Here is an 11,217-nt window from a genome sequence, read left to right on the forward strand (position 1 = left end):
TATTTAATAATGATTGGTAAAAAGTGCTATATACCCCTTCTGGGTCAGGTTAATATGTCGCAACATGTTATGGCTTTCGTGTAAAAATATGAAAAAAAATGCCAGCAGTACTTTTCGTCGCCCTCGCTTACACCGGTTTGCACTTGAAGCCCGTCAATTATTTGATGGCGCCGCGATAGCCGAAACCGCCCAGCATAATGATGCGGGCAGCGAGGCGCCTCATGATAATTCCCGGGACGCCTTTCGCCCGGTGACGGTCGAACGCGCCGCCGCTTCACAGCCGACCCCTGCCAAAGAAGTCTTTGTCATTGATAGCCAGATTACCCATTGGCAGTCACTGGTGGCGCAATTACCACAGGGCAGCAAAGTGGTGGTCCTGCGCGAGGGCAGTTCGGGCCTGGGCCAACTCAACCAGGCGCTGGCAGATGAAAAACAGATCGCGGCAATTCATATTTACAGCCACGGTGCCAGCGACGAAATTACGCTCGGCAGCGACATTATTACCGCGCAAAACGTCGCGGGCCTGCAGTCACAGCTGCAAAGCCTCGGCGACAAGATGACGGCCGAGGGGGATATCCTTCTCTACGGCTGCTCGGTCACCAGCAAAGACACGGCGCTGGTCAGCCAGCTCGCCACCTTCACCCATGCGGACGTGGCCGCCTCGCGCGACTCCACCGGCAGCCGCGAGGGCGGCGGCAACTGGATCCTCGAAACCGCCGTTGGCGAGGTCGAAACCCGCACGCTGGTGCTGCACTACGCCGGGCAGCTCGAAACCCCAACCCTGACGCACAGCGCGGGCGACCTGATCGTCAGCGAGCCTTCTGTGCTGACTGCCGGAAAAGAGGTCGGGCAGTTCAGCGGCTGGGCGATTGATCTCAGTGACCCGTCGGCCACGCTGGTACTGAACCTGTATCTGCAGGACGGAAGTAAAGGCACGCTCTCTGATGGCGTTCAGCCTCCGGACAACGTCTTTCTGAGCTTCAGCGGCACGGCCGTGCAGGCGCAGGCCTGGCTAAATCAGCTGACTTTTACCGCCTCCGACCGCGAGCTCGGCAATCATACCGACGCCACCGGGGTCGATATTTATGTCTTCAGCGATTCGGGGGGCATCAGCTGGATGACCCAGCGGATCATTATCACCCCGGCCAACGACCCGGCGACGGTGAATGACAGCAGCCTGCTGGTGCCGGAGCGTAACGGCAGCGGCACGGTGATTGGCCCGGCGACGCTGGCGATTGTCGATTCCGAGCTGGCAGTCGGCGCGCAAACCGCCGCCCAGATGGTGTACAGCCTGACGGCTCTGCCGCGCTATGGCTATCTGACCCTCAACGGCCAGCGCATCGGCGTCGGCTCGGTCTTTACCCAGCAGGACGTTAACAGCGGGGCGGTGAAGTATGTGCATACCGCCACCGGGACCGACCAAAACACCGCCGACAGTTTCTCGGCCAGCCTGAACGACGGCGCGACCCCGGTCAGCCAGTCGGACAGCGTCACCGTGACCCTTAACATCCAGCCGGAAAACCAGCCCCCAAGCGTCAGCGGGAGCGGCTTTGTGTTTGAAGGCCAGCCGCAGAATGCCGATATCACGGGGAACGTCGGCAAATACATCGAGGCCACCACCGGCGGCGATCCGCAGGATACCCGGCTGACGCTGACCATTACGGCGCTCCCCGCCCACGGCAGGCTGTACTTCAAAGGGCAGCCTATCCAGGCCGGATTCAGCTTTGACTATGCCGATAAAGACCAGCTCACCTACAGCAACGACGGTACCGAAGGGGTCCGGGAGGACAGTTTTGGCGTCCAGGTGAGCGATCAGGGCGGCGGCACCGGCACCCCGGCGAGCAGCGATGGCACCATCACCCTGACGGTGGACAGCGTCAACGACAACCCTGTCCTGGATAACAACAGCAGCACCAGGACCACCGTGAATGCGGGCGGCAGCGTAGTGTTAACCCCGGCGATGCTCAACGCCACCGACGTCGACTCCAGCGACGACCGAATCAGTTTTGTGGTCAACGCCGACAACCTGACCCACGGCTATCTGACCCTTAACGGCCTGCGGCTGGAAAGCGGCGACACCTTTAGCGTCGACGATATCAAAGCCGGTCGCGTCAGCTATGTGCAGTACCGCGATGCCGCCCCGAACGAGCAGGACAGCTTTGATTTCCAGGTCATTAACCACGGGTTAAACGTCTACTGGACAGACGCGGGCGTCACCAATATTCGCCAGGGGGGGATTTATCAGGGCAACGCCCCGGAATTCGCTCTGACTCAGTACCGCTTTATCTTCGCCCTGACCGACAAAACCAACAATCCGCAGCCGGGCAGTGTCCCGACCCTCGATCAGCCGGTCACTACCGTGATCTCGCCGGTGTTTGGCACCAACGTCAACGACCCCAATGCGCTGACCCACGGCAGCTTTAGCGAAGGCGGAACCCTGGTGCTGGCGGGAACTGGCAACATCACCGATGCCACGCCGGGGCTGAGCTACACCCTGCCCAATGTCTCACCGTCCGAGGTGGTCTACACCTGGATTGGCGACGGCGCGGGAAGCGCCTTAGCGCTGCAGAAATTCGTCAACGGCGCCTGGGTGACCCTGCTGCCGCTCGAGAGCTTTACCCAGGCGGACGTCAATAACGGCCAGATTCGCTTCGCCCACGACGGCGGGGAACACTTCACCTTCACGCCGGGCTTTACCGTCTCTGCCGGGCGCGTCACCCTGGATGCCAACGGCGATCCGGTTCCGGTTATCCAGCGCGTGGATGTGGCGGTGTTTATCACCCCGGTGAACGATCTGCCGCAGATTAGCGGCTCGTCCAACAACGTGCTGGCAGAAGGGGCAACCCTGGTCATTACACGCGATATGCTGACGGCCAGCGATCCGGACGATGCCAACAGCGGCACGCCGTATGAGAACAGTAGCACCCTGAACGGCAACACCAATTACGCCCTGAATAACGAGGTGACGGGCAATAACGCTCTGAAGCTGCTGTTTACCTCCCTGCCAACCGGCGGAACGCTGCAGTATTTTAACGGCAGCAGCTGGGTCGATATTACGCCCGCCAACCTGAACACCTTGCAGCTCGATGCCGCGATCCTGACCAACGACGGCACCAGCGGGCTGCGTTTTGTCAGCGACGGCTCCGAGATCCGCAACACCACGTTCTCGGTTGCCGCCGTCGACCGCTGGGGGGCGCAATCTCTCAGCGCCGCCACCGTAGGGCTGGTGATCACCAATATCAACGACGGCCCGCAGATCGCCACCTCGCCAACCGCCGCCGATCCGGTGGTGGGCCGCGAATCGCCGAACATGATTGGCGGCACCCCGGCCAACAACCCCCTGACGGTGCGTGAAAGCGGCTACGGCCAGATCACCAGCGCGATGCTGCAGGCCTACGACCCGGACAGCAGCGCCGAGCAGGTGCAATTTACGATCACCCAGTCGCCGGGCTTTGGCCGCCTGGCGCGCTCCACCGATGGCGTCAACTTTAACGTGCTGGGCACCGGGTCCACCTTTACCCAGCAGGATATCGCCCAGGGCTATATCTATTACCTGAACGACGGCAGCGACCGGACAATCACCCAGGACGGCTTTACCTTCCGCCTTTCGGACGGCGACAAAGAGCAGTCCGGCAATCAGTTTGTTATCAATATCGACCCGGCGAACGATGCGCCACAGGTGAACGGGCCGGGGAGCGTGATCCCGGTGGGCGCAGGCGCTACGCCGGTTCCCGGCTTTAGCGTGCGCGATGCGGATCTCGACATTGGCGCCACCAACGTTACGGACCAACTGCAAACCACCGTTCGTCTGCTGCACGCCAACGGCACGGCGCTGACTCAGGCGGAATACCGCGACGTGACGCTCGGCATCACCCGCGTACCGGGCCTGACCGTGGTGGGTGGCAACGGCGATCTGCTGGTGCTGACCGGCACCGTGGCACAAATCAACAGCGCGCTGGCGGGGCTGACCGTCGCCTTTAGCCAGGATCATAACGCCGCGTACCAGATTCAGGTGATCACCGATGACCGCCTGCGCGACGCCAACGGCAACCTGACCGGCAGCGCCAATGGCGGCCCGCTCAACGAGGTGACGAATCCTGCCTTTGGCAGCCAGCCTGGCGCGGTGGACGGCAAAAACTACACCTGGTACGCCGACAGCGTTCCGGTTAACAACGGCAACATCGCCGCCAGCAGCGCAACCCTTCTGGCGTCGAGCATTAACGATCCCGGCACCCTGGCGGGTGACGGGCAGAAAACCGTCCGCGAAGATCAGGCCAGCTGGATTGGCGGCAACTTCGTGATCAATGACGTGGAGTCCAACGCCTTTGGCCTGCCGGTGACCGTCACTCTGCAGGTGGCGCAAGGCACGTTGGGCATTGGCGGGGCGGGCGTGCAGACCAGCCTCAACGGGGTCACCCTCAGCGGGGACGACACCGGCACGCTGGTGTTAACCGGCCAGGCCAGCGCCATTCAGGCGCTGCTTAACGATCCGGCGCTCGGGTTAACCTACCTCAGCGCCCTGAATGCCAACCACGATCAGAACGGCGGCGCGGCGGGGGACGTGACCCTGACCGTCAGTCTGAACACGCAAAATTCGACCATCGGCAACACCCAGGGAACGGCACCTGCCGATCTCAGCATTGCCCTGACGATCGATGCGGTGAACGACGCGCCGGTGGTCAATGCCGGTTCGACCATCATCAACCTCGACAACTCGGTGGCGGGTGGTTTCACCCTGGTGCCCGGTTTCTCCGTCGACGATCCGGACATCACCGACGGGGGTGGGATTGCCTGGGGTGAAAGCGATCACCTGCGGGTGACCGTGCGCCTGACCCAGCAGGACGGTACGCCGCTCGCCATTGGTGATTACCGCGGCAACACCTCGATTTCAATTACCTCCGGGGAGACCCGCAGCGGCGTAACCCTCATCACCACCGGCGCGCCGCCGACCGATGGCGATCGCGCCCCGATGGTGATAGAAGGCACCCGGGCGCAGATCAACGCCTGGCTGGCGCAGCTGCAGGTCAAAATGACCGGGCTCGATGCCGACGATGCGGATAAATATTACCGCGTCGAGGTGATTGCCGACGATCGCAACCGGGATGCCACCGGTCAGCTGACCGGTCTCGCCAACGGCGGGCAGAACAGCAACGTCAGCAACACCGGCACCGAAAACGCTCCGCTGACGGAGATCGATCCCTATGCCGCGCTGCCTGGCGGGCTGGCGCAAAACGTCAGCGCTGCCTCGACAGAGGTATTCCAGAGTTCGGTCAACGATGCGGCAGAGATCCGCCTTGGCGACAGCCCGGTGCTGCAGGCCGACGAAGGCAAGAGCACCGTGGTCCTGCCGCCGATTGTGGTGACAGATGCAGATGCAGGCAGCAGCACCCTGACGGTTAACGTCCAGGTACCGGCAGGTTTTGTTATCAGCGGCATCGGTGGCAGCGGCGGGACAGTGGACGGGACCGGTGGGGCCACGGTGCGTCTGACCGGCACCCTGGCAGAAATTAACAGCCGCCTGGCGGCCATCACCGTCACGCTCCCTGACGTTGCCGGGACTGCCACGGCGGCAGACTGGAACGGCAGATTTGGCGTGGTGGTGACGGTGGATGACAACGGCTCGACCGGCAGTCGCCCGGCGACCCTGCCCGCCAATATGACCAACGCAACCAGCGATCCGGGCAGGGCGGACCATGCCGATCCGACCTCGGCGGCCATCATTACCACTCGCGAGTTCACCTTTACCGTCAACGCGGTTAACGATGCCCCGGTAGCCACCGGCACCAGCGTCACGCTGCCCGCCATCGCGGAAGATACGCTGGCGGCGAACATTAACGGCACCACCGTTGGCAGCCTGTTTGTCCCGCTGTTTGACGACAGCCGTGATGAAGTGGTTAACGGCAGCCACAGCGATGCCTTCTGGGGGATCGCCATCAGCAGCCTGGCGTTGGATCCGCGCCAGGGCGAGTGGCAATACTCCACCGATGGCGGCCAGAGCTGGACAGCGGTCGGCCCGCGCAGTGACAGCAATGCCCTGTTCTTAAACGGGGCAGCGCAGCTGCGCTTTGTTCCGGCGGCCAACTTCTTCGGTGAGCCAGCCCTGCTGGGCGCGCGGCTGGTAGAAAACGATACTAACGGGGACAAAACCAGCACCGCGACAGCCCCGGTTAACGGCGGCAGCGGCAGCACGCAAGGGCATGGCGGCACCTCGCTGTTCAGCAATGAGGTGGTGAGGCTCAAACAGCCCGTCACCAACGTCAACGACAGCCCGACGCTGACTGGCGGGAGCTGGACCTTCGCCGAAGATGGCAACGTGCCGGCCACGCTGGGCCAGCTGCTGGACAGCCGCTACAGCGACCAGTTGGATAATCAGAACGCTATCCCGGGTGGCGGCAATGCCAGCCAGGGTCTGGCACTGGTGGGGATCTTTGGCGATACCACTGACGCCACCAAAGGTCACTGGGAGTATTTTTACAACAATACCTGGAACAGCCTGCCAGCCGATCTTAGCGCCACGAGTGCGCTGATTTTAAGCCGCGATACCCAAATGCGCTTTGTGCAGCTGGCGGACTATAACGGCCCGATTAATGGCGGCCTGCAGATCCGCGCCGCCGACGCCAGCGATCCGACGCTGGTGGGCGGGGCAGGGGTTAACTCCCGGGTCAACTTCTTCGATTACGCGGCGACCTGGTCTGCTGCTATCGAGCACTGGTCTTCTCCGGCACAGCTGGGGGTCAACATTACCCCGGTGGTGGACATTGTGGGCGATCGTCTCAGCATTCATGCAGGACTGAGTTTGCCTTTGACCGCTGCGCAGCTGTTAGCCAACGACACCTTCGAGAACTCTGGCCGGGTGATTGAGAGCGTTACCCAGCCCGCGCACGGCACGCTGATTTTTGACTCCGTCAGCGGTATGTACACCTATACCCCGACAAAAGGTTATGTCGGTGCCGACAGCTTTACCTATACCGTGCGCAGCGGCGGCGTGAGCGAAACCGCCACCGTTAATATCGACGTTACCAACATCGTGCCGGTTGCCGTCAACGACAGGCAGATCCTCAGCGAAGACAGCCTGCCGGTGAGCGGCAATCTGCTGAGTAACGACCGCGATGGCGATAACGATCCCCTGACCTTAACCGGCTTCACGGTTAACGGCGTGAATTACGCGCCGGGCGCGACTATTGTGCTTGCCGCAAACCAGGGCACCCTGCAGGTCAACGCCGATGGCACCTACACCTACACCCCGGTAGCTGACTGGAATGGAAGCGTGACGGTAGGGTATACGATCTCCGACGGCAATATGCGCGGGACGGCAACCGGCGCCCTGACGTTAACCGTTAACCCGGTTAAGGATGCGCAGGACGATGCGTATATCGCCCACGCCGGAACCTCCGCCACCCACGATGTGCTGTTAAACGACAGCTTCAGCAATACGGATAAGAAAATCACCGGCATCACGCAGCCTGCCCATGGTCGGGTAACAATTACTGCGGACAACAAGGTTCTGTACGAGCCGCAGCAAGGCTTCGTTGGCACCGATAGCTACACCTACACCGTCACCAGCGGCGGGGTAACGGAAACGGCAACGGTGACGGTGATCATGACCAACCAGTCGCCGTTTACCGGCAACTTCTTTGCGACCACCCTGGAAGACGTTAACGCGACGGGCAATATTCTGACCACCCTGCGCGATCCGGATGGCGATCCGCTCACCGTCACCGGTTTTACGGTCAATAACCTCAGCGTTAACGTCGGGCAGCGCGGCAACATTGCCGGGGTCGGGACCTTTATTATCGACGCCCAGGGTAACTACACCTTTACCCCGGTCGCCGACTGGAACGGCAGCGTGCCAACCATTGAAGTTACGGTCAGCGACGGCAATCAGGGCGGCACCAACTCCGCCTCGCTGGATATCACCGTAACGCCGGTGGCCGATATCATCAGCGACACCGCCACCACCCACGCCGGGACGGCGGTCACCATCGATGCCCTGAGGAACGACAGCTTCGAAAACAGCACCAAAACCATTACCGGCACCTCCGCGCCGCAGCACGGTACGGTCAGCATTGTCGGCAACAAGCTGGTCTACACCCCGGTGGCCGGGTACGTCGGCAGCGACAGCTTCACCTACACGGTTACCAGCGGCGGCGTGAGCGAAATCGCCACCGTGGTGGTGTCGATGACCAACACCGCGCCGATCGCGCGCGATATGTCGGTCTCGACCGCCGAAGATACCCCGCTGCGCGGTTCGGTGCAGACCAGCGCGACCGATGTCGATAACGATCCGCTGGTGCTGACCGGGTTTACCCTCAACGGCACCGCCTACAGCGCCGGGCAGACGGCGGCGGTCGAGGCGGGGACCCTGACCATGAACCGCGACGGCAGCTGGATCTTTACCCCGGCTGCCGACTGGAACGGCAGCGTGCCGAGGGCGACCTATACCCTGTCGGATGGCAACACCGGCACCACCACCAGCCAGCTGCTGATCGCCGTGATCCCGGTGGCCGATGTGCAAAATGACACCGCCACCACCCACGCGGATGACAGCGTGATTATACCGCTGCTCGACAACGACACCTTCAGCGACAAGCAGCGGGTGACGATTGTCGCCGGGAACCCGGTTGCCGGATCGACGCTGAGTACCTCCGATCGCGGGGGCCAGATTCAGCTGCTGGCGGATAACACCCTGCGCTATCAGCCGCCCGCCAACTTTGTCGGTACCGATACCTTCACCTACACCGTCACCAGTTACAGCGGCGTGACGGAAACGGCGACGGTGACGATTCTGGTCACCAACTCCCGTCCCGGCACCACCGACGATCGGCAGACCGTGGCGGAAGACAACGTCCTGAGCGGCAAATTTAACGCCAGAGATACGGATAACGACGTGCTGCGGGTGGTCTCCTTTAGTGCGGGTGGTCAGACGCTGGTGATGGGCAGCGATGCAGCCAAAACCCTGACGCTCGCGGGCGTCGGCACGCTGGTGGTCAACGCCGACATGACATGGGAATTTACTCCAGAGGCGGACTGGAACGGCACCGTTCCGGAAATTAACTACACGGTGACCGATGGCAATCAGAACGGTAAGATCGGCGGCACGCTGACGATCGTCGTTACCCCGGTCAGCGACGCGCGCAATGACAACGTGTCACTGCATGCCGGTCAGTCTGACACCCGTAATCTGCTCGCCAACGACACCTTCAGCAACAGCAATCGTCAGGTGACCAGCGTCACCCAGGGCCAGCACGGAAGGGTGATAATCAACGCGGATGGCACCGTCACCTACACCCCGGTGGCCAGCTACGTGGGCCAGGACATCTATACCTATACGGTGACCAGCGGCGGGCGAACCGAAACCGCGACCGTCTACGTCGACATCACCAATACCCCGCCGGTGCCGCCAGCGAGGCTGATCGTCAGCGGGCCGGAAGACAGTAACCTGACCGGTTCGGTGCTGCTTAACGTTGCCGACGCCGATCCAACGGACGTACTCAGCGTTGAGAGCTGGAATCTGCCGGGTGAAACCCGCCCGCACAGCGTGGGCGTGCCGTACGCTATTCCCGGCATCGGTACCTTTACCCTGCAGACGGACGGGCAGTTCATCTTTGTGCCGGTGGCGGACTGGAACGGCAGCGTGCCGACCATCACCTTTATCTCCACTGACGGCCATCAGAACGGGCGCTTTACCGGGCAGCTGCAGCTGGTGGTAACCCCGGTAGTGGATGCAGTGAATGACGCCACGTCGCTGCATTCTGGCGGCAGCGTGACGATTGACGCCCTGAATAACGACAGCTTCGCCAACAGCGATAAAACCATCATCGCCCTCGGCAAGCCGCTGCACGGGCAGGCGACTATTCTCAACGGCAAGGTGACTTACCGGCCGGATGCCGGCTACGTCGGTGCGGATAGCTTCACCTACACAGTGCTGAGCGGCGGTAAAGAAGAGACCGCCACCATCACCATCGATGTGCGCAACACGCCGCCGCAAACCCAGCCGGACCTGGTCATCAGCCTCGAAGACGCGAACGTCACCGGGAATGTACTGACCAACGATCAGGATCTGGATGGGGATGTGCTGCGGGTGCAGAGTTTACGCGTGCTGGGGCAGGTCTATCAGCCGGGCGACATCATCACCCTGGCAGGCGTCGGGACCTTAACCCTGGACCGCGACGGACGGTACAGCTTTGTGCCGATGGCGGACTGGAACGGTAGCGTACCTGACGTCACCTACACCGTCACCGACGGCAACAGCAACGGCCAGGCGAGCAATATTCTGCGCATCACCGTGCGACCGGTGCAGGACGCCTTCGACGACCGGGCCAGCACCCACGCTGGAGTGTCGGTTCTGACGGACGTGCTGGCGAACGATACCTTCAGCAACCCGTTGCGGGCAGTGGAGTCCTTTACCCAGGGCGCACATGGCACGGTCACGCTGGAAAACGGCCAACTGCGCTACACCCCAATGGCCGGTTACGTGGGTACCGACACCTATACCTATACGGTCTTCAGCAACGGCGTTCGCGAGACGGCCACCGTCACCGTGACCATGCTCAACACCCTGCCGACCTCGGCGGATTTCGCGCTGACCACCGCCGAAGACACCCCGCTGAGCGGCAACGTGATGGATCGCGTCAGCGACGGCGATAACGACCCGCTGACGCTGACCCAATTCACGGTCGACAATCACACCTACAGCGCCGGACAAACCGCGGTGCTGGCGGCAGGCACGCTGGTGATGACCCGCGATGGCCGCTGGACCTTCACTCCTGCCCCAGACTGGCATGGCCCGGTGCCGCAGATTGGCTTTACCGTCTCGGACGGCAACGACGGCGGCACCACCCACAGCCTGCTGAATATTGGCGTCGTGCCGGTGGGTGACACGCGCAATGATTTTGCCCTCGTCCATGCGGATAACGCGGTGATTATTCCGGTGCTTGCTAACGACACCTTTACCACCCCGGACAACCAGCTGACATTGACCGCCGGGATCCCGGTGGCCGGCTCGCTGGATGGGCGTACCGATCAGGGCGGGCGGGTGCGGGTGCTGAGCGATAACACCCTGCAGTATCTGCCGCCGCAGGGCTATACCGGGATCGACAGCTTCTCGTACACCGTGACCACCCCGGACGGACATCAGGAAGTGGCCACGGTGACCATTGCGGTAATGAACGGCACCCCGACAGCGCAGCAGACATCCCTCATTACCCCCGAAGATAC

General features: G+C 62.1%; 1 protein-coding gene. It reads left to right on the forward strand.

Annotated elements, in window-relative coordinates:
• Positions 1-88: 88 nt before the first annotated feature.
• A partial coding sequence (locus ACRDD5_RS15965; RefSeq protein ID WP_438677311.1) for an Ig-like domain-containing protein occupies positions 89-11,217 on the forward strand: 11,129 nt, incomplete at its 3' end.

This window comes from Silvania sp. (assembly GCF_051656365.1).
Lineage (GTDB): Bacteria > Pseudomonadota > Gammaproteobacteria > Enterobacterales > Enterobacteriaceae > Enterobacter > Enterobacter hatchlandensis.